Raw genomic sequence first — 24,832 nt, 5'->3', positions numbered from 1 at the left:
CCTGCTACGCCCCGGGGCCGGCGGTCTCGTACGCCGTGCCGACGGCCAGGAGCAGGGACTCCTCCCTGGGCCGCCCCATCAGCTGGAGGCCGATGGGGAGTCCGTCCCGGTCGCGGCCGACGGGGAGGCTCAGCGCGGGGAACCCGGTGATGTTGGCGGCGACGGCGAGCCGGACATAGACCTGGGTGACGCTCTCCTGGGTGCCGTCCGGCCAGTGCACCGTCTCCGCCCCGGCGGGGACGGCGGTGATCGGCACCGTGGGGGCGGCGATCACATCCACCTCGCGCAGCAGCCGGGACCAGGCCGCCCGTATCAGGGTACGGACGCGCTGGGCGCGCAGATGGCCGATGGCGGGAACCAGCGCGCCGGTTTCGAGGAGGGTGCGGACATCGTCCCCGTACAGCTCCGGGGTGGTGCGCAGGGTCTCCTCATGGAAGGCGGTGGCCTCCGGGAGGGTGAGCCCTTGGTGGGTGGGGATGAGCTGTCCGGCCATCGGGATGTCGATGTCGACCGTGCGGGCCCCCAGTTCGCGCAGACGGTCGATCGCGCGCCGGACGGCGGCCGCCACCTCCGGGTGGACGCGTTCGGTGCGGTGGTCGCGGGGCACACCGACGCGGAGGCCGTCGAGGCCGCGCCGGGTCTCCGCCGGCTCCGGGGGCTCTCCGGTGAGGGCGGCCAGGACGAGCCCGGCGTCCTCGACGGTCCGGGTGAGGGGGCCGACATGGTCCAGGGACCAGGAGAGGGGGACGATTCCCTCGGTGGGCACCAGGCCGTAGGTGGGTTTGAGGCCGACGATCCCGTTCAGGGCGGCCGGTATCCGGATGGAGCCGCCGGTGTCGGTTCCGAGGGAGAAGGTCGCGCTGCCCGCGGCGACGGCGACGGCCGAACCGCCGCTGGAGCCGCCCGCGATCCGTTCGGGGTCACGGGCGTTGCGGGTCTGCGGGGTGAGCACTCCATAGGCGAACTCATGGGTGTGGGCCTTGCCGAGGAGGACGGCTCCGGCGGCGGCGAGCCGCGCGGTGACCGTACTGTCCTCGGTGGCCCGGTGTCCGGCGGCGATCCGGACCCGGGAGCTCGCGGTGGTCGGCAGCCCCGCCACATCGATGAGGTCCTTGAGGGCCATGGGGATGCCGTGCAGCGGGCCCCGGAGCCGTCCGGAGGCGATCTCCTGGGCGGCCCGGTGGGCTTCCTCGCGAGCCCGGTCGGCGGTGACCAGGGCATACGCCCCGAGCTTGGGCTCGGTCTCCTCGATCCGGTCGAGCACGGATTCCACCAGCTCCACCGGGGAGAGCCGGCGCTCCCGGATCAGCTCCGCGGCGGCGGCGAGGGTCAGTTCACTGGGCCGCATCGGAGGCCGCCTCTCCCGGCAGGTCGCCGGCCGGGTCGTAGGTGGTGGCCGGCGGGGTGTCCCCCAGTTCGACGGCGCGCAGCTCCGCGAGCCCGCGGAACATATGCGCGGCGGTCGCGGCCACCACCGCGTGCCGGGCCGGGTCCAGCTCGATTCCGGCGAGGGCCGCCCAGCGGGCGGCCTCCGGGGGTGTGAGTTCGGGCAGGGACACGGTCGTCCTCTCGCAGGCGCCTCTGACGGACGCACGGGCACCGGCCGCGCGGGTGTGCCGAGCGATCACCGGGGCTGCCGCCGCCGGGTCGGCGCGACCCGCGCGCGGCGGGGTGTCGTCACGTCACTTTCCTTTGCCCTCAAGGGTATTCCCCTTCACCGGGCCGGGCCCATGAGGGTGCGAGCGGTGCGACTCCTGAGGCCCGGGCCTGCCCGGTTCCGCACCCGACCGGGCCACCGGCCGTCAGGGCCACCGCCGTACCCGGGCGGGCACGGCGGCCCGCCGGCGGGCCGGTGCGTGGGGGCTCTCACGGGTGCGGCGGCAGGCCCTGTCTCAGACGGCCGGGTCCCCGGGCGCGGCCCGGTCGGCCTCGCGCGCCGTGCGCTCCAGCCGGTCGTGGTAGGTCTTCCACCACTCCGGGCCGACCGACGCCATGGCCGTTTTACCCTCGTTCATCCCCACCGCGCCGTCCATGAGTTCCCGGATGATGTCGGCATGGCCGGCGTGGCGGTGGGTATCGGCGATCACGCGCACCACGGCATGGTGCAGCGACACCTCGTCCCGGCCGCTGGGCCACCACGGCACCGTGCCGATCGTGTCCAGCGCCAGTGCGTCGATCGTGGCGTCGGCGTGTGCCCAGGCGCGGCGGTAGAGCCCCACGACGAACGCGCGGGACTCGTCGGCGGTGGCCCACATGTCCCCATTGGGCTCGGCGTCCTCCGCCAGCCAGGGCAGCGGCTCGCCGGACGGCCGTCCGAAGGTGTCGCCGAGGTAGCCCAGCTCCACACTGGCCGCGTGTTTCACCAGGCCCAGGAGGTTGGTGCCGGTCGGTGTCGCGGGGCGGCGGATGTCGTACTCGGAGAGCCCGTCGAGCTTCCACAGCAGGGCGTCACGGGCGGACCGGAGATAGAAGCGGAGGTCGGCCTTGGCATCGGAGACGGTCATGGGACCAGTCTGCCGGGTGGGGCGGCGGCCCCGGCGCGCGGGCGGCGGGCCGGAGGGCGACCATGGAAGGACGGGACGGGTTCAGGGGGAGGCAGGTCCGGGGGCAGCAGGTCCGGGGGCAGGCGCTGGGAGGCACCCGTGGCACGCACCCGTACGGCCGACGTACTGATCGTGGGCGCCGGCCCTGTCGGACTGAGCGCGGCGGCCGAACTGCGCCGCCGCCGGGTGCGCTGCCGTCTCGTCGACCGGCTGCCGGCGCGTCTCCCGTACGCCAAGGCGGTCGGTGTCCAGCCGCGCACCCTGGAGATCTGGGACCGCATGGGGCTGGTCGGCGCCGTCCTGGAGGCCGCCGTTCCGCTGCGGGGGCAGCTGATCCATGTCAACGGCCGGGAGCGGGCCCGGATCGAACTCGCCCTGCCGCCCGAGGTGCCGTACGGCTTCGCCGCGCTGCCGCAGTACGAGACCGAGCGCCTGCTGGAGGAGTATGTCGCGGGCCTGGGGACGGTCATCGAACGCGGCACCGAGCTGGTGTCGTTCACCCAGGACCGGGACGGGGTCACCGCCCTCCTGCGGACCGCCTCGGGCGCCGGGGAGGAGGTGCGCTGCCGGTATCTGATCGGCTGCGACGGAGCCCACAGCACCGTCCGCAAGGGGCTGGGTCTGAGCTTCGAGGGGGCGGCCTTCCCCGAGGAGTACATGCTGGCCGATGTGGAGGCCGACTGGGATCTGCCGCCGGGCTACGGCATCCGCTCCAGCCGGCTGGCCGACGACGGTTCCACCGAGGCCGTCCTGGTCTGCATCCCCCTCCCCGGCACCGGCCGTTACCGCATGTCGATGCTGGTACCGCCCGAACTCTCCGCACAGATCGGCGGCCGGGCGGACGGCGCGGGCGTGACGCACGGCCTGGCGGGCGGGCGGTCACCGGAGCTGTCGCGGATCCAGGCCGTGGTGGACCGGCTCGGTCCCCGGCCCGCCACGCTCTCCCGGATGCGCTGGTCCTCCGTCTTCCGTATCAGCCATCGGATCGTCGACCGTTACGCCGACGGCCGGGTTCTCGTCGCGGGCGACGCCGCCCATATCCACCCGCCCACCGGCGCCCAGGGCATGAACACCGGCATCCAGGACGCGTGCAACCTGGCCTGGAAGGTCGCCCTCGTGGTCCGGGGAGAGGCGGGCTCCGCCCTGCTCACCACCTATGACGCCGAGCGCCGCCCGGTCGGTGAGGAGGTCGTCGGCCGGACCGTGCGCCATGCCGTCGAGGGCATCGAGGCCGACCGCGACGATCCGCGGACCGTGCTGCTCCGGGAGGCCCAACTGCTCGTCGGCTACCGGGGCGGCCCGCTCGCCGGAAGCCCGTACGGGCCCGCCGACGCGCCCCAGCCCGGTGACCGGGCCCCGGACTGCGCCGGTCTGACCACCCCGGTCGCCGCCCGGCCGCTGCGCCTGCTCGACATCCTGCGGGGGCACACGGGGCAGGTGGTGCTCCTGTACGCGGCGGACCCCGCCGAACTCGCCGGTGCCGTCGAGGCTGCCGGACTCGCCCCGGCCGTCGAGGCCGTCGGGGCGACGACGGCCGTGGTGGACGCGGGCTCCCCCGGCCTGCCGGGCGCCGGTTTCCGGACGCTCACGATCCTCGCCCGCGAGGCCGCGCCGCGGGCCGAGGACGCCCTGCCCGTACCGGGATACCGCGATGCCGCCGGGGAGTTCGCCCTGCTCTACCGCCCCGGCGGCCCGGCCGGCTTCGTCGTCCGCCCGGACGGGCAGCTCGGCGCCCGCTTCCCGCTCGCCGACACCTCGGCGGCCCTGTCGGCGTACCGCACGGCCCTGTCCCCGCCCGGATGAGGGCGACGGCCCGGCGACCGGCCACCGCCCCGCGGACACCGTGCGCCCGCGGTGTCCGGGCGGCCCCACCCGGGTGATCAGGTGCGCGGGGCGTCGACGGCGGTGTTCTGACCCGCGACGATCCGCCAGCCGTCGGCACGTTCGGCGATCACATAGAGCGTCGACCCCCACGGGCCCGCCACGGGCGCGCCGGTGGCGTCGGTGGGCGTCTGGACCACATTCACCGCGATCACTCCGGGGGCGACCTCCAGCAGCTTGGCGATGTCGTACCGGGCGTAGGAGTCGCTCAGGAAGCCCTTCAGCGCCGGGGCGCTGAACTCGGCGATGGCGGCACGGCCGTCCAGCCGGGTGCCCAGGGCGTTCGACCAGGACGCGTCGGTGGAGAACTGCTCGCTCAGCGCGATCGGGTCCTTGGTGTTGAACGCGTTCTCCAGGGCCTTGACCACCCCGGTCACCGCCGCCCGGATCCGCTCCGATATGTCTCCCACGACGAGGGTCTCGTTGGTCATGGCCGTTCCTTCCGTTTCCGGATTCCTCCGGGGGCGGCGGTGTTCGCCGCTGACAGCCATTCCACAACCTGGACCAAAGTTGAGGTCAAGCGCGGGGGTGACCCCTGTTGTTCGGCGGCGGCGGCGGTGTCGGACCCCGGAGTCGGTGGCGGTGTCGGACCCCGGAGTTAGCATCCGCCCTGTGAATCTTGAACTTCTGCGATCCGCCGGTGTCGTACTGCCGCCCGGCCGAATGATCACGTCGGACGAGGACGGGGGCGATGCCCGGCCGCCCCTGTGGCTGAGCGACGGGCCGGACTTCCCCCTCGGGCTCTGGGGGCGGATACGCGCCGTCCATGAGCGCTCCGGGCTGTGGCCCCTGTTGCTCGTCCCGCTGGAGGGGGACGAGAGCTTCCGGCCCTGGGCTACGGGGGAACTGGAGCCGGGGAGGATGTCCTCGCCCGACTCCCACGATCCGTCCGCACTCCTGGCCCGGTGGTGGCAGTGCCATACGCATACCGGTGACGAGGACGACCCCCTGGCACCGGCCGCGCGGGCGGCGGTCACCGCCCCCTTCGGGCGGAGCTGGCCGGGCCCGGCGCGGGCCGGTGGCGACATCACGAACGCCGACGCCGAGGCCGTCGAGTACGCGGAGTTCTTCGCCTCCTTCCATGCGCGGGTCCGGCTCGGCCTGGTGGCGGCGGCGCGCGGTGCGGACGCCCTCGCCCTGCTCGGCTGGGAGGGCCCGGTCAACTACGAGGGCGACACCGGCACCCACGCGGCAGTGGTGCGCGATTGGGAGGAGCGCTTCGGGGTACGGGTGGTGGGGATCGGGTTCGCGACGCTGCATCTGAGTGTCGCCGCGCCGCCGGCCGACCGCGAGGCCGCGCTGGCCGTCGCGGCCGAGCACTTCGCCTTCTGCCCGGACAATGTGTGGCAGGGGCCGCGCCCGCAGTCGCTGGCCTCCTATGCGGACCGGCTCATCGGGGCGAACTGCTGGGAGTTCTGGTGGGACTGACCCCGGGCACCGTGCGCCGGACACCGTGCACCGTGCACCGTGCGCAGTGTCCGGCGACCGGGGGCAGGTTCTCGGGGTCAGGCGGGCAGCCTGGTGTCGACCACGAAGGCGATCTCGACGACCTGGCCGGGGAAGGCCAGTTCGGTGACGCCGACGGCCGTGGTGACCGGGCGGTGGTCGCCGAAGTAGGCGAGATTGCCCTCCGCCACGGCGGCGGCGTTCCGCTGCACGCCCACCAGGTAGGCGGTCTGCGAGACGATCTGGCGGCGGGTGACGCCGTAGTGGTCCAGGACCTTGTCGGTGTTGAGGTGGACCCGGGCGAGCTGGCCGGCGAAGTCGTCCGGGTGGAGGAGGCCGCCCTCCTCGTCGAAGGCGACCTGTCCGGAGACATGGATCAGATCGCCGGACCTGATCGCCTGCGCGTAGCCGAACTCCGTCTCGGCCGGGACCTCGTGGTTGAAGACGCTGGAGACATCGGGGGTGGTCATACCGGTGGTCTCTCCTCCCGTGGCGGGCACGGTCCGCCGCCGGGGACCGCAGGGGGAACCCGGAGCGCCCGTGCTCTCTTGTGGTTACTCGGGAACTCTAGGAGAGTGACTGCCGACCTGGAAGAACGAACTTTTCAGTGACTGGGGAACCTGATGGTGACCAAGCATTTCACCGGCTCGCCCGAGGACGCGGATCTGCGGCGCGCGGACTCGCTGGCGCGGGAGATCTTCTCGGACGTCGCCAATAAATGGGCGCTCCTGATCATCGAGGCGCTGTGGGAGCGCACCCTGCGCTTCGGCGAGTTGCGCGACGAGGTCGAGGGCATCAGCCACAAGATGCTCACCCAGAATCTGCGCATGCTGGAGCGGTACGGCCTGGTGGGACGGACGGTGTACCCCACGGTGCCGCCCCGGGTCGAGTACACCCTCACCGAGCCGGGGCGCGCCCTGCGGGCGACGGTCGACGGCATGTGCGGCTGGACCCATCGCTATCTCGGGGAGATCGAGGAGGCCCGGCGCCGCTTCGACAACGCCTGAGCGCGGGCGGCGCCGGGGCCCTGGGGTCCGTCCGGGTGCGGGGTCCCGGGTCCGGGATCGGTACGGTCAGAGCGCCCCGGACCGGATCCCGGACCGGAAGGCGCTCCACCCGTCCGCACCGAAGCGGAGCAGCCGCCCCCCGGGGTCCTTGGAGTCCCGGACCGCCACCGAACGGCCGTCCGGCCGGGCCAGCTCCAGGCAACTGTGGATGCTGTACGAGCTTTTCGTCCAGATGAGCCCGGAGAACTCTTCCGCGGCGCCCATGGTTTCCTCCTTCATCGGCGGTGACGACGGTTCCCTACCCCGGAGGGTGCGGTTCCGAGCGTGCCGGGCGAAGGGGAGGGGCACCGGACCGGGCGGAGGGAACTTAGGCTAGCCTAAGTTCATGTCGGTTGCCGCTGTCCCGAGCCGCCCGTGGGGCGAACCATCCGCCGCACCCCTCCTCCAGTGGGCCGACCCCACGGTCGGCGGGGCGGAGGTGTCTCCGCCGTATCTGCTGACCACCGCGGTGTTCGACGGCGGGGAGCGGACCGGGCTGGGGCACCTGGGGGTGCATACGCACCCCGACGCGCTGCTCGTCTGGCCGCACAGCGGCTCGATGATCCTGCACACCCCGGGTGCGCTGCGCCGGCTCGTCCCCGGGCAGGGGGTCTGGGTGCCGCCCGGGACACCGCACGCCTCCGCTCCCGACCCCGGGAGCGTGGGCTGTTACACCTATGTGATCCGTTCCGCCGCCCCCGACGACTGGCCGGCGCCGCGCGCGCTGCGAGTGGGGCGGGCGCTCCAGGAGATGCTGCTCCATCTCGACGCGACCGCCATGGCGGACGGGCTGCGGCTGCGTACCCAGCGGGTCGTTCTGGAGCTGCTCCAGGACGACCCGCTGCCCGCGCTCGATGTACCCGTACCGGAGGACTGGCGGATCCGGGGCCTCGCCCACGCCGTCCTGGACGACCCCGACGACGACGCGTCGCTGGAGGACCTCGCCGTACGGCACGGGCTGAGTGTGCGTACGGTCACCCGGGCCTTCGCCCAGGACATCGGTATGCCGTTCACGCGCTGGCGGGCACTGGTACGGATGTCGTCCGCGATCACCCTGCTCAGCCAGGGCCGGCCGGTGAATCTGGTCGCGCACCGCTGCGGCTACTCCACGACCAGCGCGTTCAGCGCCGCCTTCCGCCGGGTCACCGGCAGCAGCCCGACCGAGTACCTCCGCGCGCTGCCGGGCTCCTGACCCGCCCGCGCCGGCAGCCCTCCCCCTCCGGCCGCCCTTCCTCTCCGGCCGGTCATGGGGTGGCCGATTCACGACGCACCCTGGCCGTCGTGCGACGCCCGGGGTTCCGTCCGTTCCCTAGCGTTGAGCGAAGTAAGGGTTACCTGACCTACGGTGCGCGGGACCGTCCGCGGAGTCCGTACCCCGGTGACGCCTTACCGCCTTGCAGGTCGCGCACCACCTGTCCGCCGTCGCGCCGTACCGCGCCGCGCGGATCCGCAGAACCGAGGAGAACCATGTCCCTGTCCACGGCCGGACCACAGGCCGCTCCCTCCCCCGCGCCCCGCCGCCGCGGGGCCAGGGCCCGTCTCGCGGGGCTGGCCTTCGCCGCCGCCCTGGTCCTGAGCGGCTGCGGCGGCGGTACGTCGGACTCCGGCGGTGCCGGCGCGGACGCCGGGAAGGGCGGGACAGCCGCCGCGTCCACGAACTTCCCCGTCACCATCGACCATGCCCATGGCACCACCAGGATCACCGCCAAGCCCCAGCGGGTCGTCGCGGTCAGCTGGATGTCGCTGGATGTCGTCGCCGCGCTCGGCACCGTGCCCGTCGGCGTGGACGAGCAGTGGGGCGGCGACAAGGAGGGGTACACCCCCTGGTTCCGCGACCGGGTGGAGAAGCTCGGCGGCACCCTGCCCGAGACCCTGGACTACGGCGACGCCGGGGAGATCGACTTCGAGCAGATCCTCTCCCTCGAACCCGATCTGATCCTCGGCCTGTACTCCGGCATCAGCGATGTCGACTACAAGCGGCTGTCCGAGATCGCGCCCACCGTCCCGTATCTGAAGAAGCCCTGGGACGGCGGCACCTGGCAGGACATGACCCGGACCATCGGCAAGGCCCTCGGGGAGAACGAGAAGGCCACCTCGCTGGTCACCGATGTCGAGGGCCGGCTCGCCGATGTCGCGAAGGAGAACCCCGAGTTCAAGGAGAGCACCTTCGCCTACGGGGTGGCCCTCACCCCCGGCTCCACCGAGCTGGGGCTGTACATGGACTACGACCCCCGGGTGCGGCTGCTGACCGAGATGGGCTTCCGCAACACCCCGTCGATGGAGAAGATCGCGGCCACCGTCAAGGGCTCCAACTGGTACGGCGGGGTGAGCCTGGAGAAGCTCGACACCATCGAGGCCGATGTCTTCGTCGCCTGGGCGAACGCCCCCGGCGAGATCGGCCACACCCTCAAGGACCCGCTGTTCACCCGGTGGGAGCCCATCGAGGACAAGCGGTACGCCTTCGTCCGCGACCCCTCGCTCGGCATGGCCACCAGCGGCCCGAGCGTGCTCTCCATCCCCTGGGCGCTCGAACGCTATGTGCCGATGCTCGCCGACGCCGTCGCCGGGAAGGGTGTGACCGGCGCCGGGAAGACCTCCTGACCCGGTGACCGGTGCCGCGGCCGGAGACCTCCACCGGTCGCGGCACCGGTCGCCCCACCCGCTCCCCTGCCCCACCCGCTCCCGTCCACAGCCCACGAGGACCCACCCCGTGACGATCACCTCACCCACCGGTGGGACGGCGCCCGCGCGGATGGCCGTGGCTCCGGGCCCGCACTCCGGTTCCTCCGGTGCGGGCCCGGCCCCACGCCCCCGCCGCCGGCTGCCCGTCCTGCTGGCGGCCGTCGTACTCCTGCTGGCGACGACCCTGCTCAGCCTGATGGTCGGGGCCCGCCCGATCGACCCCGCCACCGTGTGGGACGCGCTCACCGGCATCGCCCGGGGCATCGACCCGGCGACCCTCCCCGACGAGCACGTCATGGTCCGCGAGGGACGGCTGCCGCGCACGGTGACCGGGCTGGTGGTCGGCGCCGCCCTCGGGCTGTGCGGGGCCCTCATCCAGGCGTTCACCCGCAACCCGCTCGCCGACCCCGGCATCCTCGGGGTGAACGCGGGCGCCTCGTTCGCCGTGACCCTCGCCGTCGGGGTGCTCGGGTTCACCGACCCCTCGGGGTTCATCTGGTTCGCCCTCGCCGGGGCGTTCGTGCTGACCGTCCTGGTCTATGTGCTCGGCTCGCTCGGCTCCCAGGGGGCCACCCCGGTGAAGCTCACCCTCGCCGGAGTCGCGCTCACCGCCGTCTTCAGCGGGTTCACCACCGCGCTGACCCTCAAGAACACGGCCACCTTCGACACCATGCGGTTCTGGGGCATCGGCTCCCTCGGCGGGCGGCCCCTCGACATCCTGACCGTCGCCGGGCCGCTGCTCGCCGCCGGGGCGCTCCTCGGACTGCTGTGCGCCCGGCCCCTCAACGCCCTGGCGCTCGGCGACGACACCGCCGTCTCCCTCGGCGCACGGCTCGGCCCCACCCGGGTGGCCGTGGTCCTCGCGGTCACCCTGCTCGCCGGGACATCCGTCGCCGTCGCCGGGCCGATCTCGTTCGTCGGGCTGATGGTGCCGCACATCGTGCGCTGGATCACCGGCCCCGACCAGCGGTGGGTCCTGCCGCTCACGCTGCTCGTCGCACCCGCCTTCCTGCTGGCCGCCGACATCGTGGCGCGGGTGGTGCTGCCCTCCGGGGAGCTGCGCGTCGGGCTGGTCACCGCGCTCGTCGGCGCCCCCGTCCTCATCGTCCTCGTACGGCGCCGCACGGCGAGCGGGCTGTGAACCGCCCCCCGGGCCGCACCCCGGAGCCCGCCGCTGTCCCCGCCGTCTCCGCCTCAGTCCAGGAACCCGAGTCCGCCATGCCCCCGGTCCCAGCCCCCCGTACGCCCGAGGAATCCCCCGCGTCCGTCGGGTCCGTGGACTTCGGCCGGGCCACCTGGACCTGGCGACGGCTGGGCACCGCCTTCCTCATCGACCGGCGTACCGTCCTCGTCTGCTGCGCACTGCTCGCCGCGGTGCTCGCCCTCGGCGCGCTGACCCTCGCCACCGGCTCCCGGTCACTGACCCCGGGCCAGGTGCTGACCGCCCTCACCGACCCGGACTCCGACCCGAGGGCCCGTCTCGTCGTGGTCACCTGGCGGCTGCCGAGGCTGCTCCTCGCGGTGTTGTGCGGGGCCGCTCTCGCGGTCAGCGGGGCGATCTTCCAGTCGCTCACCCGCAACCCCCTCGGCTCCCCCGATGTGATCGGCTTCTCCTCCGGCTCCTACGCCGGGGCCAGCGTCGTCCTGCTGCTGCTCGGCACCGCCGACTATCTCGCGGTGGCCGCCGGGGCGCTGCTCGGCGGAACGGCGACGGCGTTCCTGGTCTATCTGCTGGCCTACCGGGGCGGACTCCAGCCTTTCCGGCTCATCATCGTCGGCATCGCCGTGGGCGCCGGACTCGGCTCGCTCACCTCGATGCTGCTGCTGTCGGTCAACGCCCAGCAGGCGATGCTCGCGGCGAGCTGGGGCGCCGGCTCGCTCAGCGGACTCGGCTTCGACCAGCTGCGGCCGGCCGCCATGGTCTTCGCGGCGCTGCTGCTGTGCACCCTGTGGGTCGCCCGGCCGCTCGCCCATCTGGAGATGGGCGACGACACCGCCCTCGCGCTCGGGATCCGGACCCAGCGCACCCGGCTCGCGGCGACGGTCGTCGGGGTCGCGCTCACCGCCCTGGTGACCGCCGCCGTCGGGCCGATCGCCTTTGTGGCGCTGGCCGCCCCGCAGATCGCCCAGCGGCTGACCCGTGCCGCCACCACCCTGCGGATCGTGCCCGTCGCCCTCACCGGCGCGCTGGTCCTGGTCGCCGCCGACTTCACGGCCCAGCGGATCGAACTCCCCGTCGGCGTGGTCACCGTCAGTGTCGGCGGGCTCTATCTGGCCTGGCTCCTCGCCCGTCAGTACGCCGCCCGCCGATGACCCCCGTACCGCCCCCGTACCGAGGAACCCCCATGCCCACGACGACCGACCGCACCTCCCCGGCCACCGCCATCGCCGGCCCCACGGCCCGGCTGGAGGCACGCGATGTGACCCTCGGGTACGCGCGTCACCCGGTCGCCGACCATCTCGATGTGGCCGTCCCCGACGGCTCGTTCACCGTGATCATCGGCCCCAACGCCTGTGGCAAGTCGACCCTGCTGCGGGCGCTCTCCCGGCTGCTCGCCCCCACCGCCGGGCAGATCGTCCTCGACGGCCGCCCGATCACCTCGTACGGCACCAAGGAGGTGGCCCGCCGGCTCGGGCTGCTGCCGCAGACCTCCCTCGCCCCGGACGGCATCACCGTCGCCGAACTCGTCGGCCGGGGCCGCTATCCCCACCAGGGGCTGACCCGGCAGTGGACCGCCGAGGACGAACGGGCCGTCGCCGAGGCCATGGCGGCGACCTCGGTCACCGCGCTCTCCGGCCGTCTCGTCGACGAGCTGTCCGGCGGGCAGCGGCAGCGGGTGTGGGTGGCGATGGTGCTCGCCCAGCGGACCCCGGTCCTGCTGCTGGACGAACCGACGACCTTCCTGGACATCGCCCACCAGATAGAGCTGCTGGAACTCTTCACCGATCTGCACCGCTCGGGACATACCCTGGTCGCCGTTCTCCACGACCTCAACCACGCCGCCCGCTATGCCACCCATCTGATCGCCCTGCGGGACGGGCGGGTGGTCGCCGAGGGCCCACCCGGCGAGGTGATGACCGCCGAGCTGGTGCGCGAGGTGTTCGACCTGCCGTGCCGGGTGGTGCCCGACCCGGAGACGGGTACGCCGATGGTCGTCCCGCTGGCCCGCCGCCGGGACACCGAGTGAGCCCGAGCCCGGACCCGGGTCCCGCCCCGGCTCCAGAGCTGGACCTGGCCCCGGACCCCGCCCCGGCCGTCACACCCGGCGATCTCTTCCGGCTCGCCCTGGTACGTGGCGGACGCGCGGGCCGGCTCGCCCTGACCACGCTCGCCTTTATGGCGCACCAGCTCTGCGAGGCGCTGGTGCCCATCGTCGTGGGTGTGGTCATCGACCGGGCCCTGGCCCCGGGCGACGCCGCCGCGCTGCCGCTGTGGCTGGCCGTCCTCGCGACCGTGTTCCTGGTGCTGTCCCTCTCCTACCAGGGGGCCTCCGCCGCCATGGTCACCGTGTACGGGCGGGCCGAGCACGAGCTGCGGCAGTCGGCCATGACCCGGCTCCTGGACCCGCGCGGGCCGCGCCGCCGCCTCGGCCCCGGGGAGGCGCTCTCCCATGTCACCTCCGACACCTATCGGGTGGCCGGGGTCTCCTGGAGCGTCGTGGAACAGGCCGCCACGGTCACCGCGATCCTCACCGCCTCCGTCGCCCTGCTGGTCATCTCGGTGCCGCTGGGCCTCGGGGTGATCGTCAGCACGGTCCTGGTGCTGATCCTCACCCAGCGGCTGGCGACGCCGCTCGAAGCGCGGGGCCACGCCGAGCAGGGTGCCGCCGCGCGGGCGGGCGAGGTCGCCACCGACATGATCACCGGTCTGCGGGTCCTCATCGGGATGAACGCGCGGGCCGAGGCCACCGCCCGCTACCGGACCGCCAGCGAGGCCTCACGCCGGGGCGCGGTGGCCGCGGCCCGCTCCGTCCTCGGGTACACGGCGCTGAGCACCGCGCTGTCGGGGGTGTTCCTCGCCGGACTGGCCACCGCCGCCGGACTGCTGGCGCTGGAGGGGCGGCTGACGGTGGGGCAGCTCGTCACCGTCCTCGGGCTCGCCCAGTTCCTCCAGGGGTCCCTGGCGCATGTCGGCACCTTCGCCGCCAACTGGGCCCACAAGCGGGCCTCCGCCCGCCGACTGGCCGCCCTGCTCGACGGGACCGCCCCCGCCGCCCACGGCCCGGCGCCCGTGCCCGGCCCGGCCATCGATCTGCGGTGGCAGCCGCCCGGCCATCACTCCCCCGTGGAGATCCCGGCGGGGTCGGTCGTCGGATTCGTCCCCCGCCACCCCGCCCACGCCCGTGACCTCAGCGACCGGCTCGCCCACCGGATCCCGGTGCCCCGGGGCGAACTCCTGGTCGCCGGACGGGACGCGGCCGACCTCGGCCCGGACGGCGTCCGCGCGCACATCACCGCTCCCCCGCACCACGGCTCCCTCTTCAGCGGCACCCTGCGCGCCAATCTCACCCCGCCCGGCGGCACCCTGGACCCCGTACTGCTGAGGGCGGCCGCCCTGGACGACGTACTGGACCAGCTGGGCGGCCCGGAGGCCGAGGTGGGCGAGGACGGCGGACGGCTCTCCGGCGGGCAGCGGCAACGGCTGCTGCTCGCCCGCGCCCTGCACGCCGGGACGCCCGTACGGGTCCTCGACGAGCCCGCCACCTCCGTCGACCCGGTGACCGAGGGCCGGATCGCCGCCGGGCTGCGGGCGGTGCCCGGCACCACCCTGCTCATCACCGCCAGCCCGATCCTGCTCGCCTGCTGCGACCGGGTGGTCGATCTCCGGGACACCGCCCGCGCCGACCGTGACACGGCCGGCACCGCCGGCACCGCTCGTGACACCGCCGGCACCGCTGACGGGACCGCCCGCGCCGACGGACCGAAGGGAGCCCTCCGGTGAACCGGCCCTCCCCCGCTCCCGCCGGGACCCTGCCCAGCGCCACCCCGCGCCGGGCCCGCCGCGAGACCGCCCGCCGGCTCGCCCGCCGGCGCGGCCGCCTCACCGCCACCGCCCTCGTCCTGGTCTGCGGCACCGCCGTCACCCTGACCGCGCCCCTGCTGCTCGGCGCCATCGTCGACGCGGTGACCACCGGGGCCGGCAACGGCCGGATCACCGCCCTGGGCGCGCTGCTCGTCCTGGTCTCCCTGACCGGTGCGGCCCTGACCCTGGCCGGCGGCCGGATGCTCGCCGGACTCGTCCAGGACACCCTGGCCGGGCTGCGCGAGGAGGTGTTCGAGGCGGCGGTCCAACTGCCCGCCGAGACCCTCGAATCCGGTGGCAGCTCCGATGTGGTCTCCCGGGTGACCGGCGATGTCGAGGCGATCTCCGAGGCCGCCTCCGGAGTGCTGCCCCAGCTGACCGGGGCGCTCCTCACCATCGGGCTGACCCTCGCCGGGCTCGCCGTCCTCGACCCCCGGCTCGCCCTCGCGGGTCTGGTGTGCGTACCGGTCCAGTGGTACGCGGCCCGCCGCTTCCTGGCCCGTTCCCATCTCGTCTACGGGGATGTGCGCCGGCTGGAGGCCGAGCGCGGCCAGACCGTCATCGAGGCGGTGCGCGGGGCCGAGACGATCCGTGCCTACCGCGCCCAGGAGCACCACCTCGGCGATCTCGCCGACCGCAGTCTGCGCGCCGTCGACCGGCAGCGGGACGGCGTACGGCTCGCCAACCGCTTCTACGGCGGGCTGCACATCGCCGAGTTCCTGGGGATGTCGGCGATCCTGGTCATGGGCTTCGCCCTGCTGGAGTCCGGGGCGATCACACTGGGCGCCGCCACCGCCGCGGCCCTCTACTTCCACCGGCTCTTCGGGCCGATCGGGGCGCTGCTCACCGGGCTGGACGACATCCAGCGCGCCACGGTCGGCCTCGGCCGTCTGATCGGGGTCACGGATCTCGGCGCCGACCGCGCCCGTCCGGTGGCACCGGCCGGGGGCCCGGGGGCCGCCGGAAAGCCGGGCGCCGCCGGGAGACCGGGCGCAGCGCCGCCGTCGGTGGAGGTGTCGGGGGTGACCTTCACCCATCCCGGGGCCACCCGGCCCGCCCTGCGCGGGGTCAGTCTGAGCGTCCCCGGCGGCACCACCGTGGCCCTGGTCGGGGCCAGCGGCTCCGGCAAGAGCACCCTGGCCCGGCTCATCGCGGGCATCGGCCGCCCCGACGAGGGGCGGGTCACCGTCGGCGGCGACGACGCCCACCGCGCCCCCGGGGCCTATCTGGTCACCCAGGAGACCCATCTCTTCGGCGGCACCCTCGCCGACAACCTCACCCTGGCCGCCCCGGACGCGACCCGGGCCGCGCTCGAACACGCCCTCGCCGAGTCGGGCGCGGTCCGGGCCCTGCCGCCGGGCACCGGTCTGGACACCGTCCTCGGCGGCGCGGACGGCGTCGGCCTCGACGGGGGCGCCGTGCAGCATCTCGCCCTCGCCCGGGTGCTGCCGGCCGACCCGCCGCTGCTGATCCTGGACGAACCCACCGCCGAGTCGGGCCCGGCCACCCCGGCCCTGCTCACCGAGGCGCTGCGCCGGGTGACCCGGGGCCGTACCGGGGTGATCGTCGCCCACCGTCTCGAACAGGCCCGCGACGCCGATCTGGTGGTCCTGCTCCAGGACGGCCGGGTCGCCGAGCAGGGCACCCATGAACATCTGCTGTCCCGGGAAGGGGAGTACGCGACGCTGTGGCGCGCGTACACCCAGGGCCACCGGGCCCCCGCCCGGACGCACCGCATGAACCCACCAAGGAGCATGGAGTCATGACCATCTACCGCGCCACCGTGTCCCGTGTGCGACCCCTGACCGACACCATGGTCAGGATCACCCTGACCGGCGGGGACCTGCCCGGCTTTGTCTCGACCGGGGTGGGCGACGAGTATGTCCGTCTCTTCTTCCCGCACGGCCCCGACCGCCGGGAACTCTCCCTGCCCGTCGCCACCGACACCGGCTGGGAGACCCCCGAGGGCCGCCCCACCGCCCCCATGCGCACCTACACCATCCGCGCGGCCCGCCCCGAATCAGCCGAGATCGACATCGACTTCGTCCTCCACGACCACGGGGTCGCGGGCGGCTGGGCGGCGGCGGCACGCCCCGGCGACCCGCTCGGTCTGAACGACCCGACCGGTCTGTACGCCCGGCCCGAGGGGGTCACCCGCCAGATCCTGGTCTCCGACCTGACCGGGCTGCCCGCGCTCGCCCGCATCCTGGAGAACACCCCGGACTCCCTCACCACCCGCGCGATCGTCGAGGTGCCGGACGAGCGCTCCGTCCAGCCGCTGCCGGCGCACCCCCGTACCCGGGTGACCTGGGCCCACGGCGGCAACGGCCGTACCCCCAGCCGCCTCGCGGACCTGGTCACGGCGGCGCTCCCGCCGGGCACCGACCTCACGGACACCTATGTCTGGGTCGCGGGCGAGACCACCGCCCTGCGCAGTGTCCGCAAGCATCTGCGCAGGACGCTGGAGCTGCCCACCGACCGTTTCAAGGTGGTGGGCTACTGGGCCCCGGGCGGCGACAGCTGGAGCGAGCGGTACGAGGCGCTGCCCGAGGGCGTCAAGGCGGAGCTGGCCGCGCTGTGGGAGAACCCGGAGGGCGATCTGGAGGATGTGACGATCACCTACGAGGAGCGGCTGAGCGGGCTCGGGCTCTGAGAACCCCGCAGCCCGTACCGCAGCACGTACAGCGGTGCGTGACGGTCACGCGGTCCCCACCGGGACCGCGTGACCGGACGGTTCAGCCGGTCGCACGGTCCCCGGTGCGGGACTTCCACCGCGGGCGGCGGGCGTTGGTGGCCGCGCGCAGCACCCACTCCACCGGTCCGTACGCATGGCCGCTCAGCCACCAGCGGCTGAACACCAGCTGGGTGGCGAAGAGGGTGAGGCCGATCAGCGTCACCAGGGCGGGTGCCACCTCCCCGACCAGGGCGAGACCGTAGCCGGTGTAGATCAGCGCCACCACCAGCGACTGGGTGAGGTAGTTGGTCAGCGCCATCCGCCCGGCGGGGGCCAGCGCCCGGCCGAGGCGGGTGCCCCGTTCACTGGTCAGCACCCGCAGCACGGTGGCCGCGTAGGCGGCCGTCAGCAGCGGTGCCGTCAGCAGGTCCACCCCCAGGCCGAAGCCCACGGCCTCCAGCCCGCTGCCCCGGGTCACGGTCCAGGCGTAGAACACGGCACCGGCGAGGCCGACGGTGAAACCGGCCCACTGGAGGCGTCGCAGAAGAACGGTGTGGTCCGCCGCGTGGGCGATGATGCCGCGCTTGCCCGCCGCGAGTCCCAGCAGGAAGGCGGCGAACGCGGGCGGCCCCTGGACGAGGAAGATGGTCAGGGCGGCGGCGGGCTGCTCCCCCGCGAACGCCCCGAGCACCGAGCCGGCGTCCCCGCTCAGCTCCGCGAGGCGGGTTCGGGCCTCCTCGGCCGCCGAACCGATGTCCCCGTCGATATGGCCCGCCCAGGCGCTCCATCCCAGGGTGAGGTAGCCCAGGGCGCAGACGGCCAGGATCGTGATCGCGGTGCGCACCGCCGTACGGGGACGGATGCCGCGGAGCGTCAGCAGGATCAGGCCCAGGATGGAGTAGGTGATGAGGATGTCGCCCGGGTAGAGGAAGAGCGCGTGGGCGATACCGAGCGCCAGCAGGGCGGCGCAGCGGCGCAGGATCCGGGCGGTGATCCGGGCGCCGGCCCGTTCGGCGGACCCCATCTGGAGGGTGAAGCTGTAGCCGAAGAGGAAGGAGAAGAGGAGATAGAACTTGGTCTCCAGGACCACCGCGGTCATAAAGCGCCATGCCTGGTGCAGCGGCCCGTCGAAGGCGGGGTCCACCAGTCCGCCGCCGTGGTAAGTGGTGGCCATGGCCCCCATATTGACCAGCAGGATGCCGAGCAGCGCGAATCCCCGCAGCGCGTCGACATCCGCGATCCGCGCCACCGGGCCCCGGCCGGTGGCGGTGCCGGTGTCGTTCTCGGAGTCGGTTGTGGCCTCCTTCGGTGTACGGGGGTGCCGTTCGGTGCTCTGACTCATGCTGCCGCCCTACGGTCGGGTCCTGGACGCCGTACGCTCGGCCGTCCTCCGGGACAGACGCGAGGAACGCCCGGCAACCTGTCCCCGTGATCATTCCTGGCGCGCGGGGCGCGGAGGATGGCCGAGAAGGGGCGTAGGGGGCGCGCCGAGGGGGTGACACATCCGATCAATTAGGGTGCCACCATGTCGAGTACAGCGGGCTTGGGGAATGAAGTGCCCTACCGCCGCAGGCGGCGCGGTGCGCTGAGCCGGGCGTCAGTGGTCGACACGGGGCGGCGGCTGGCCGAGCGGGAGGGGATGGACGCGGTCACGATCCGCCGGGTGGCGGCGGAGCTGGGTGTGACGCCGATGGCGCTCTACCGGCATATGTCGGACAAGCAGGAGCTGGTTGTCGCCATGCTGGACGATGTGGCCCGGGAGCTTCCGCCGCTGCCGGCGGGCGAGGACCCCCGGGAGTGCCTGGCCCTCGCCTTTGTCGGGCTCCGCGACCATCTGGCGCTGAGCCCCTGGGCGGTGGAGGCGCTGCGCAGCGGTGATCTGTTCGGCCGGGCGGCGCTGCCCTATGTGGAAGGGGTGCTGGAGCTGCTGGAGCGGGCGGGGCTCGACGAGCGGCGGGGCATGGAGGCGTACTGGGCGCTGTGGTGGTTCACCTTCGGGCATCTGACGAGTCTGCCGGCGACGCTGCCGGAGAACCGCCGGGGGCGGATGGCGCTGCTGCTCAGCTCCGGGACCGAGGGGCTGCCCCGGGTGCGGCGCATGGGGGAGCTGCCGTTGCGACCGGGGGACGGCGGAAGGATGTTCCGGGCGGGGCTGGACGCGCTGCTCGGCGGGCTGCTGCCGGGCTGACGGCGCCGGTCGGTGCCCCGGCCCCGGGCCCGTACGCCACCGGCATCGGGGAGGTGACATCGCCGAAGGCCCGTCCACCCGGGGGTGGACCTCGGCGAGGTCGGCCCGGACCTGCCCGGCGGCGGGGCCCTCGCCGAGGCGAGCGCGGCGGGGCCCTGTCCGAGGCGGGCGCGGCCAGGGTGGTCATGGCCGGTCGCCCCGCGTCCCCTCGGCGGCGGTGGGCACCAGCCGCCAGCCCTCGCCGCGCCGCCGCTCGTTCCAGAACGCGGTGTACCGGCCGTCCGCGGCGAGCAGTTCCTCATGGGTGCCCGACTCGGCGACATGGCCGTCGTGGAGGACGAGGATCTGGTCGGCGGCCACCACGGTGGGCAGCTTGTGGGCGATGACGAAGAGGGTGGAGTGCTCCATGAGGGTGTGCAGCGCATGCTGCACATAGCGCTCGTTCTCCGGGTCGAGGGCGGCGGTGGCCTCGTCCAGCAGCACGATCGGGGCCCGCTTGAGGACGGCGCGGGCCACCGAGACCCGCTGGCGTTCGCCGCCGGAGAGCGACATACCGCCCTCGCCGACCCGGGTCGCCCAGCCGTGCGGCAGCCGGGCGACGATCTCGTCCACCCCGGCGAGCCGGGCGGCCTCGCGGACCTCCTCCTCGGTGGCGTCCGGCCGGCCGGCGCGGATATTGGCCTCCAGGGTGTCGTCGAAGAGATAGACGTCCTGGAAGACCAGGGCGAGCTGGGCCATCAGATCGTCGCCGCGCAGCTCCCGGACATCGGTGCCGCCGACCCGTACGGTGCCGCTGCCGGTGTCGAAGAAGCGGGCGATCAGCCGGGTGAGGGTGGTCTTCCCGGCGCCCGAGGGGCCGACGACGGCCGTCATCGTGCGGGCGGGGACCCGGAAGGAGACATCACGGAGCACGGGCTCCGCCGCCCGGTAGCCGAAGCCGACCCCGTCGAACTCGATCTCCCCGGGTGCGGTGAGCGGCCGGGAGGCCGCCGGCTCCGGCAGCGGCTCCTCGGCGAGGATGCCGGCGATCCGGCGCAGGTCGTTGGCGGCCATCCGCAGGGCCCCGGCGCGCGCGGCGGCCTCGGAGAGCGGGCCGGTGAAGCGGGCGATGAGGGCGAGCAGCGCCACCAGCCGTACCGGCTCGACGGCGTCGCCGACCGCCAGCAGGACCCCGACGGTGATCAGTGCCGCGAAGGCCAGCTGGACGACGAGACCGCCCGCGAGGATCTTCGGGAAGATCTCCGCGAGCCAACGGCCGCCCACCGTGCGCTGGGCGGCTATCGCCTTCTCCAGCGGCTGGTAGCCGCCGCCGGCCCGGCCGAAGGCCCGCAGGGTCTGCTGGTTGCGGGCGAACTCGACCACCCGGCTGGCGGCGGTGGTCGCGGCGGCGTCGCTGTGCTCCTCGCCCCGGCCGACCGCCACCGCCGACCAGCGGTGGGTGAGCGCGATGAGCGGGACGCAGGCCAGCACCGTCAGCCCGAGGCGCCAGTCGAGGAAGAAGAGGGCGACGGCGATCGTCGCCGGGGTGAGCACCCCGGACACCACCGGTTCCAGCAGATGGGCGGTGACGGAGGCGACGGTCTGCACCCCGCCGGTGGCGCTCCTCGACAGCCGTCCGGTGGTCTCGCTGGAGAACCAGCCCAGCGGCAGCCGTGCCACATGGTCGCCCAGCCGCTCGTGCAGGGTGCCGAGGGTCACCAGGGAGAGCCCGAAGCCCTTCATGGCCTGGACATAGCGGGCCACACAGGTGGCGGCGGTGACCACGGCCATGGCGGCGATCCAGCGCAGCGCCTCCCCGGTTTCCCCGCGCAGCAGGGCGTCGAGCACCGGGACGAGCAGGGTCATCGACGCGCCCTGGAGTACGGCATAGGCGGCCAGCCAGGCCAGATAGGTGCGCAGGGCGCCCCGGTGGGCCGGTCCGAGGACCTTCGCCAGATCCCGGATCATGCGGTGCTCCTCTCGGACCGTCCGGGGCCCTCGCCCGGTGCGGTGCTGCCGTGCCGGTCGTTGCCGGTGGGCTTGACGTCGCCGGTGGGCTTGTCGTTGCCGGTGTACGGGGGTTCACCGGTCCGTGGGGTGCCGTCGGCGGCCGTGTCGCCCCCGTACGCCTCCCACATCCGTGCGTAGGTGCCGCCGTGGGCGAGCAGTTCCCGGTGGGTGCCGGTCTCGGTCACCCGGCCGCCGTCGAGCACGGCGATCCGGTCGACACCGACGATGGTGGCGAGGCGGTGCGCGATGACCAGGACGGTGCGGCCCGCGGCGACGGCGGACAGGGCGTCCTGGATACGGGCCTCGGACTCGGGGTCGGCGAAGGCGGTGGCCTCGTCGAGGACCAGGACCGGGGTGTCGGCGAGGAGCGCCCGCGCGATGGCGAGCCGCTGGGCCTCACCGCCGGAGAACTGGGCCTCCTCCCCCACCGTCGCCCCGTAGCCGCCGGGCAGTTCCAGGATCCGGTCATGGATCTGGGCGGCCGTGGCGGCGGCGACCAGCTCCTCATGGGTGGCGTCCGGGCGGCCCAGCCGCAGATTGTCGGCGACGGTGCCGTGCAGCAGCTGGACGTCCTGGAGGACGAAGCCGACCGTGCGGTACAGCTCGTCGGGGGCGAGGTCGCGGATGTCCGCGCCGCCGACGCGGATGGCGCCGCCGGTCACATCGTGGAACCTCAGCAGCAGTTTGGCCAGGGTGGACTTGCCGGCGCCGGAGGGACCGACCAGGGCGGTCACGGTGCCCGGCCGGCAGGTGAGGCTGACCTCGTGCAGGGCGGCCCGGCCGGTACGGTCCACCGGGCCGCCGGGGGCAGCACCGGCAACCGAATCGGCGTCGGGGGCGGGGGCGGCTGCCGCCCTGTCGTCCGCCGGGTCCGCGTGACCGCCGGGCCCGTTCCCGCCCTGCCCCTGCCCCTCGCCCCGGCCCTCTTCCTCGTACCGGAAGGTGACCCGGTCGAACTCCACCAGGTTCCCCTGCGGATGGGCCGGACGCTCCGCCACCGGCAGGACCGGTGTGGAGAGCAGGGTGACGATCCGGACGACCGCCGCACGGGCCGCGCCGCGTGCGGTGAGGCCGTCGTTCAGGGTCTGGAGCGTGGTCGGGACGACCAGCGCGACCAGTACCTCGGCGAGCACATCGATCGGGGTGACCCAGCCCCGGTCCACGAACCAGATGCCGCCCGCCAGGCTCACCAGGGCCACCACGGGCGCCGAGAGCGCGATCGAGGTGGACGCCTCCAGCCGGAGCATCGGGCGCACCCACCCGGCGTAGCGGGTTCCGAAGGAGGTGGTCGCCTCCCGGTAGGCATGGTGGGCACGGCCGGTGGTACCGAAGGACTTCACCACCGCGATGCCCTGGACGAACTCCACGATGGCCGCGCTGACCTGCCCGAACGCGGTGTCCATCTGCTGGAGTTTGTCGCCGATGCCGCGCATCATGAACGCGTAGGCGAGGGCGTACACCGGCAGGGTGGCCATCGCGAGCAGGCCGAGCCGCCAGTCCAGCCAGAAGAGATAGCCCAGTCCGCCCAGCGGCAGGACGATCGCCCCCGCGACCTCGACCTCGTGGTGGGCGACCAGATGGTGGAGATCGGAGAGGTCGTTCTGGGCGGCCTTGCGCACCTGGCCGGAGGTGGTGGAGGAGTACCAGCCGAGGCCGACCCCGCCCAGCCGGTCCACCATGCGGCGGCGCAGCAGCGCCTGGAGGCGGGAGTCCGCGATATGGGTGAGCCAGAGCGCGAGTCCGGTGAGGGTCCAGCCGAGGGCGAGCCCGAGGACGATGACGACGACGGTGGTGGCGACCGCGCCGCCGTCGATGTCCCCGGGGGCCAGCAGCTCCCGGGCGAGTTCGGCGATGCCGATGAAGGGCACCAGGGTGCCGAGCGCGCCGAGGGCACCGAGGACGACACCCCAGCGGCTCAGCCGGGCGACGGGGCGGCGCAGCTCGCGCAGGGCGGCCTCGGGGTCGGGGGGTTCGGCGGCGGGCCCGGGTCCGCCGGTGTCCTCGGTGGTGTCCTCAGTGGTGCTCCCGGCGGGTTCCGGATGGTCCGCGAGGGGTGTGGTGCGGGTCTGGGTCTCGGTCATGCCTTCCGTCCTCCAACTCGCCATCCCCTAGGGGCAATGATTCGCCAACTACCAAGGGAAGGCTTACCTTACGTATACAGCGTATGCTTACGTCAAGCGGAAGGCCCGCCCACAGAGATGTATGAGTGGGCGGGCCGGTGTGTTCAGGTGGTGGCCGGTGAACAGGGTTCGACGGCAGGGTGGTTGGGCCGCCGTCGGCAGGTCGGGTCCCGCACTGTCGGGGTGTCAGCCCTGGTGACACCACCAGAAGGAGGCAGGACGGAAGTGCCGGGTCACACCGAGCCGGCGCCAGAACGGGCGGAGGATCGCGCGCAGTTCGGGATCGCCGTGCACAAAGGCGTTCGGCAGCAGCACATCGAACCGCTGGGGCGCCGCCGTGAGCATCGCCGCCAGCAGGTACTGCTCGGAGTAGAGCCGCCACCGCCAGGACTCGGGGTAGTCGGCGGGCAGCATGATGTCATGGACCTGGACGAGCACTCCGGGCTTCAGCCTGGGGAGCACTTCGAGAAAGAAGACCATCACGTCCGAGCCCATGTGCAGGCGGTGCGACCCGTCGAGGAAGAGGATGTCCCCGGCATCGAGGTCGTCGAAGACGGCGGGGTCGGCGTCCTGGAGCGGCACCCGGAGCACCTCGTCGCAGAGATGGTCGACGGGGGCCCGGGGCGCCGGGTCGATCGAGGTGATCCAGGTGTCCAGGCCCAGATCGCCGATGGCCCGGCGGGCGAACTTGGTGGAGTTGCCGGAGCCGATCTCCAGATAGCGGGCCGGCTTGGACTCGGCGAGCATGCCGTAGAGGGAGAGGGCGTCCAGCGGCGGCAGCCAGGTGTTGCCCCAGTAGGCGGTGGCCCCCCGCGCCACCCCGTCCAGGGGGATCCGGGCCAGCCGGTCGGCATGGTCGAGGAAGCCGGTCAGCCGCTCCGCGTACCGCTGACGGTTCCGCTCCAGCAGCCGCCGCACCGGGGCGAGTTCGGCCCTCGGCTCGGGGGTGACCACATGGTCCAGGAAGACGGGCCTGGCCAGACCCGAGGCCCACATCACCAGCCCGAAGGCGGTGGGCCTGCGCTCCAGCCGGTCGATTCCGCGCTGGAGGACGGGGAACCGCTCGAAGAGGGTACGGGTGGCCCCGGGGGCCGGATTCTGGGCGCGCATGGGGAGAGAGCCTTTCGGACGACGGTACGACCGGTGGGGACGTGCTCGGGTTGGTGCGCAGGCGCCGGTGCACTCGGGCGGGGGACGGTCCGGACCCGGTGATCCATTCCCCGAACGAACCAGGGGTACC

The 24,832-nt window shown here is 73.7% G+C and carries 22 protein-coding genes; 12 read left to right on the top strand and 10 right to left on the bottom strand.

The features are described 5' to 3' along the window. Nucleotides 1-4: 4 nt before the first annotated feature. The 3 genes from ABT354_RS22915 to ABT354_RS22905 form a co-directional block, all read right to left on the bottom strand. Nucleotides 5-1,348, bottom strand: coding sequence for an amidase (locus ABT354_RS22915; RefSeq protein ID WP_351496711.1), 1,344 nt, complete (start codon nt 1,346-1,348; stop codon nt 5-7). Next, nucleotides 1,335-1,559: a hypothetical protein gene (locus tag ABT354_RS22910; RefSeq protein ID WP_351496709.1), complete on the bottom strand. Its 225-nt coding sequence runs from the start codon at nt 1,557-1,559 to the stop codon at nt 1,335-1,337. The genes ABT354_RS22915 and ABT354_RS22910 overlap by 14 nt, the downstream gene beginning before the upstream one ends. 333 nt (nt 1,560-1,892) lie before the next feature. Continuing rightward, nucleotides 1,893-2,504, bottom strand: a complete 612-nt coding sequence (locus ABT354_RS22905; protein ID WP_351496707.1) for a DinB family protein — start codon at nt 2,502-2,504, stop codon at nt 1,893-1,895. 138 nt (nt 2,505-2,642) lie between these two features. Here ABT354_RS22905 and ABT354_RS22900 point away from each other — a divergent pair, with 138 nt between their 5' ends. Then, complete coding sequence (locus ABT354_RS22900; protein WP_351496705.1) at nt 2,643-4,346, top strand: FAD-dependent monooxygenase; 1,704 nt, start codon at nt 2,643-2,645, stop codon at nt 4,344-4,346. A gap of 77 nt (nt 4,347-4,423) precedes the next feature. Here the strand turns inward: ABT354_RS22900 and ABT354_RS22895 are convergent, their stop codons facing one another. Next, on the bottom strand, nt 4,424-4,855 hold the full coding sequence (locus ABT354_RS22895; RefSeq protein WP_351496702.1) for an SgcJ/EcaC family oxidoreductase: 432 nt from the start codon (nt 4,853-4,855) through the stop codon (nt 4,424-4,426). A gap of 181 nt (nt 4,856-5,036) precedes the next feature. Between ABT354_RS22895 and ABT354_RS22890 the strand changes: the two genes are divergently transcribed. Beyond that, nucleotides 5,037-5,852, top strand: coding sequence for a DUF4253 domain-containing protein (locus tag ABT354_RS22890; RefSeq protein WP_351496700.1), 816 nt, complete (start codon nt 5,037-5,039; stop codon nt 5,850-5,852). A gap of 77 nt (nt 5,853-5,929) precedes the next feature. On the opposite strand, the gene ABT354_RS22885 is transcribed toward ABT354_RS22890, so the two are convergent. Next, a complete protein-coding gene (locus ABT354_RS22885) occupies nt 5,930-6,340 on the bottom strand; it encodes a RidA family protein (RefSeq protein WP_351496698.1) in 411 nt (136 codons plus the stop codon). Between the two features lie 153 nt (nt 6,341-6,493). Here ABT354_RS22885 and ABT354_RS22880 point away from each other — a divergent pair, with 153 nt between their 5' ends. After that, on the top strand, nt 6,494-6,877 hold the full coding sequence (locus ABT354_RS22880; RefSeq protein ID WP_351496695.1) for a winged helix-turn-helix transcriptional regulator: 384 nt from the start codon (nt 6,494-6,496) through the stop codon (nt 6,875-6,877). Nucleotides 6,878-6,943: 66 nt separating this feature from the next. On the opposite strand, the gene ABT354_RS22875 is transcribed toward ABT354_RS22880, so the two are convergent. Continuing rightward, entirely contained in the window at nt 6,944-7,141 is a 198-nt protein-coding gene (locus ABT354_RS22875) for a DUF397 domain-containing protein (protein WP_351496693.1), read from the bottom strand. Between the two features lie 121 nt (nt 7,142-7,262). Between ABT354_RS22875 and ABT354_RS22870 the strand changes: the two genes are divergently transcribed. The 8 genes from ABT354_RS22870 to ABT354_RS22835 all read left to right on the top strand — a co-directional run bounded on the left by ABT354_RS22870 (nt 7,263) and on the right by ABT354_RS22835 (nt 17,274). Further along, on the top strand, nt 7,263-8,108 hold the full coding sequence (locus ABT354_RS22870) for a helix-turn-helix domain-containing protein (RefSeq protein ID WP_351496691.1): 846 nt from the start codon (nt 7,263-7,265) through the stop codon (nt 8,106-8,108). Nucleotides 8,109-8,383: 275 nt separating this feature from the next. Beyond that, nucleotides 8,384-9,517, top strand: coding sequence for an iron-siderophore ABC transporter substrate-binding protein (locus ABT354_RS22865; RefSeq protein ID WP_351496689.1), 1,134 nt, complete (start codon nt 8,384-8,386; stop codon nt 9,515-9,517). A gap of 109 nt (nt 9,518-9,626) precedes the next feature. Then, nucleotides 9,627-10,739, top strand: a complete 1,113-nt coding sequence (locus ABT354_RS22860; protein WP_351496687.1) for a FecCD family ABC transporter permease — start codon at nt 9,627-9,629, stop codon at nt 10,737-10,739. Between the two features lie 77 nt (nt 10,740-10,816). Further along, nucleotides 10,817-11,911 (top strand): FecCD family ABC transporter permease, encoded by a 1,095-nt coding sequence (locus tag ABT354_RS22855; RefSeq protein WP_351496685.1) that lies wholly within the window; start codon nt 10,817-10,819, stop codon nt 11,909-11,911. Nucleotides 11,912-11,943: 32 nt separating this feature from the next. Next, complete coding sequence (locus ABT354_RS22850; protein WP_351496683.1) at nt 11,944-12,786, top strand: ABC transporter ATP-binding protein; 843 nt, start codon at nt 11,944-11,946, stop codon at nt 12,784-12,786. Further along, nucleotides 12,783-14,540, top strand: a complete 1,758-nt coding sequence (locus ABT354_RS22845; protein ID WP_351496681.1) for an ABC transporter transmembrane domain-containing protein — start codon at nt 12,783-12,785, stop codon at nt 14,538-14,540. The genes ABT354_RS22850 and ABT354_RS22845 overlap by 4 nt, the downstream gene beginning before the upstream one ends. Then, complete coding sequence (locus ABT354_RS22840) at nt 14,537-16,387, top strand: ABC transporter ATP-binding protein (RefSeq protein ID WP_351496679.1); 1,851 nt, start codon at nt 14,537-14,539, stop codon at nt 16,385-16,387. The genes ABT354_RS22845 and ABT354_RS22840 overlap by 4 nt, the downstream gene beginning before the upstream one ends. Continuing rightward, a complete protein-coding gene (locus ABT354_RS22835; protein WP_351496676.1) occupies nt 16,384-17,274 on the top strand; it encodes a siderophore-interacting protein in 891 nt (296 codons plus the stop codon). Before ABT354_RS22840 ends, ABT354_RS22835 begins: the two co-directional genes overlap by 4 nt. Nucleotides 17,275-17,356: 82 nt before the next feature. Here ABT354_RS22835 and ABT354_RS22830 read toward each other — a convergent pair whose 3' ends face one another. Beyond that, nucleotides 17,357-18,637, bottom strand: a complete 1,281-nt coding sequence (locus tag ABT354_RS22830; RefSeq protein ID WP_351496674.1) for a DUF418 domain-containing protein — start codon at nt 18,635-18,637, stop codon at nt 17,357-17,359. A gap of 183 nt (nt 18,638-18,820) precedes the next feature. Here ABT354_RS22830 and ABT354_RS22825 point away from each other — a divergent pair, with 183 nt between their 5' ends. Continuing rightward, on the top strand, nt 18,821-19,483 hold the full coding sequence (locus ABT354_RS22825; protein WP_351496672.1) for a TetR/AcrR family transcriptional regulator: 663 nt from the start codon (nt 18,821-18,823) through the stop codon (nt 19,481-19,483). Nucleotides 19,484-19,666: 183 nt separating this feature from the next. Here the strand turns inward: ABT354_RS22825 and ABT354_RS22820 are convergent, their stop codons facing one another. From ABT354_RS22820 to ABT354_RS22810, 3 genes are all read right to left on the bottom strand, one after another. Continuing rightward, on the bottom strand, nt 19,667-21,430 hold the full coding sequence (locus tag ABT354_RS22820) for an ABC transporter ATP-binding protein (protein ID WP_351496670.1): 1,764 nt from the start codon (nt 21,428-21,430) through the stop codon (nt 19,667-19,669). After that, nucleotides 21,427-23,553, bottom strand: coding sequence for an ABC transporter ATP-binding protein (locus ABT354_RS22815; RefSeq protein ID WP_351496668.1), 2,127 nt, complete (start codon nt 23,551-23,553; stop codon nt 21,427-21,429). The genes ABT354_RS22820 and ABT354_RS22815 overlap by 4 nt, the downstream gene beginning before the upstream one ends. A 225-nt stretch (nt 23,554-23,778) precedes the next feature. After that, the gene (locus ABT354_RS22810) at nt 23,779-24,702 is read right to left on the bottom strand and encodes a class I SAM-dependent methyltransferase (RefSeq protein WP_351496666.1); all 924 of its coding nucleotides are present in this window, start codon (nt 24,700-24,702) and stop codon (nt 23,779-23,781) included. Between the last annotated feature and the right edge of the window lie 130 nt (nt 24,703-24,832).

Origin of the sequence: Streptomyces sp. NPDC000594, assembly GCF_040299965.1 — a bacterium.
Classification (GTDB): Bacteria; Actinomycetota; Actinomycetes; order Streptomycetales; family Streptomycetaceae; genus Streptomyces.
This window is presented reverse-complemented; position numbering and strand designations above follow the sequence as displayed.

Excerpts from the sequence above, each read along its gene's own strand:
- ABT354_RS22885 (WP_351496698.1), bottom strand. The coding sequence starts at position 6,340 with ATGACCACCCCCGATGTCTCCAGCGTCTTCAACCACGAGGTCCCGGCC.
- ABT354_RS22820 (WP_351496670.1), bottom strand. The coding sequence starts at position 21,430 with ATGATCCGGGATCTGGCGAAGGTCCTCGGACCGGCCCACCGGGGCGCC.
- ABT354_RS22895 (WP_351496702.1), bottom strand. The coding sequence starts at position 4,855 with ATGACCAACGAGACCCTCGTCGTGGGAGACATATCGGAGCGGATCCGG.
- ABT354_RS22815 (WP_351496668.1), bottom strand. The coding sequence starts at position 23,553 with ATGACCGAGACCCAGACCCGCACCACACCCCTCGCGGACCATCCGGAA.
- ABT354_RS22875 (WP_351496693.1), bottom strand. The coding sequence starts at position 7,141 with ATGGGCGCCGCGGAAGAGTTCTCCGGGCTCATCTGGACGAAAAGCTCG.
- ABT354_RS22835 (WP_351496676.1), top strand. The coding sequence starts at position 16,384 with ATGACCATCTACCGCGCCACCGTGTCCCGTGTGCGACCCCTGACCGAC.
- ABT354_RS22870 (WP_351496691.1), top strand. The coding sequence starts at position 7,263 with ATGTCGGTTGCCGCTGTCCCGAGCCGCCCGTGGGGCGAACCATCCGCC.
- ABT354_RS22865 (WP_351496689.1), top strand. The coding sequence starts at position 8,384 with ATGTCCCTGTCCACGGCCGGACCACAGGCCGCTCCCTCCCCCGCGCCC.
- ABT354_RS22830 (WP_351496674.1), bottom strand. The coding sequence starts at position 18,637 with ATGAGTCAGAGCACCGAACGGCACCCCCGTACACCGAAGGAGGCCACA.
- ABT354_RS22855 (WP_351496685.1), top strand. The coding sequence starts at position 10,817 with ATGCCCCCGGTCCCAGCCCCCCGTACGCCCGAGGAATCCCCCGCGTCC.
- ABT354_RS22880 (WP_351496695.1), top strand. The coding sequence starts at position 6,494 with ATGGTGACCAAGCATTTCACCGGCTCGCCCGAGGACGCGGATCTGCGG.
- ABT354_RS22915 (WP_351496711.1), bottom strand. The coding sequence starts at position 1,348 with ATGCGGCCCAGTGAACTGACCCTCGCCGCCGCCGCGGAGCTGATCCGG.
- ABT354_RS22810 (WP_351496666.1), bottom strand. The coding sequence starts at position 24,702 with ATGCGCGCCCAGAATCCGGCCCCCGGGGCCACCCGTACCCTCTTCGAG.
- ABT354_RS22850 (WP_351496683.1), top strand. The coding sequence starts at position 11,944 with ATGCCCACGACGACCGACCGCACCTCCCCGGCCACCGCCATCGCCGGC.
- ABT354_RS22905 (WP_351496707.1), bottom strand. The coding sequence starts at position 2,504 with ATGACCGTCTCCGATGCCAAGGCCGACCTCCGCTTCTATCTCCGGTCC.
- ABT354_RS22825 (WP_351496672.1), top strand. The coding sequence starts at position 18,821 with ATGTCGAGTACAGCGGGCTTGGGGAATGAAGTGCCCTACCGCCGCAGG.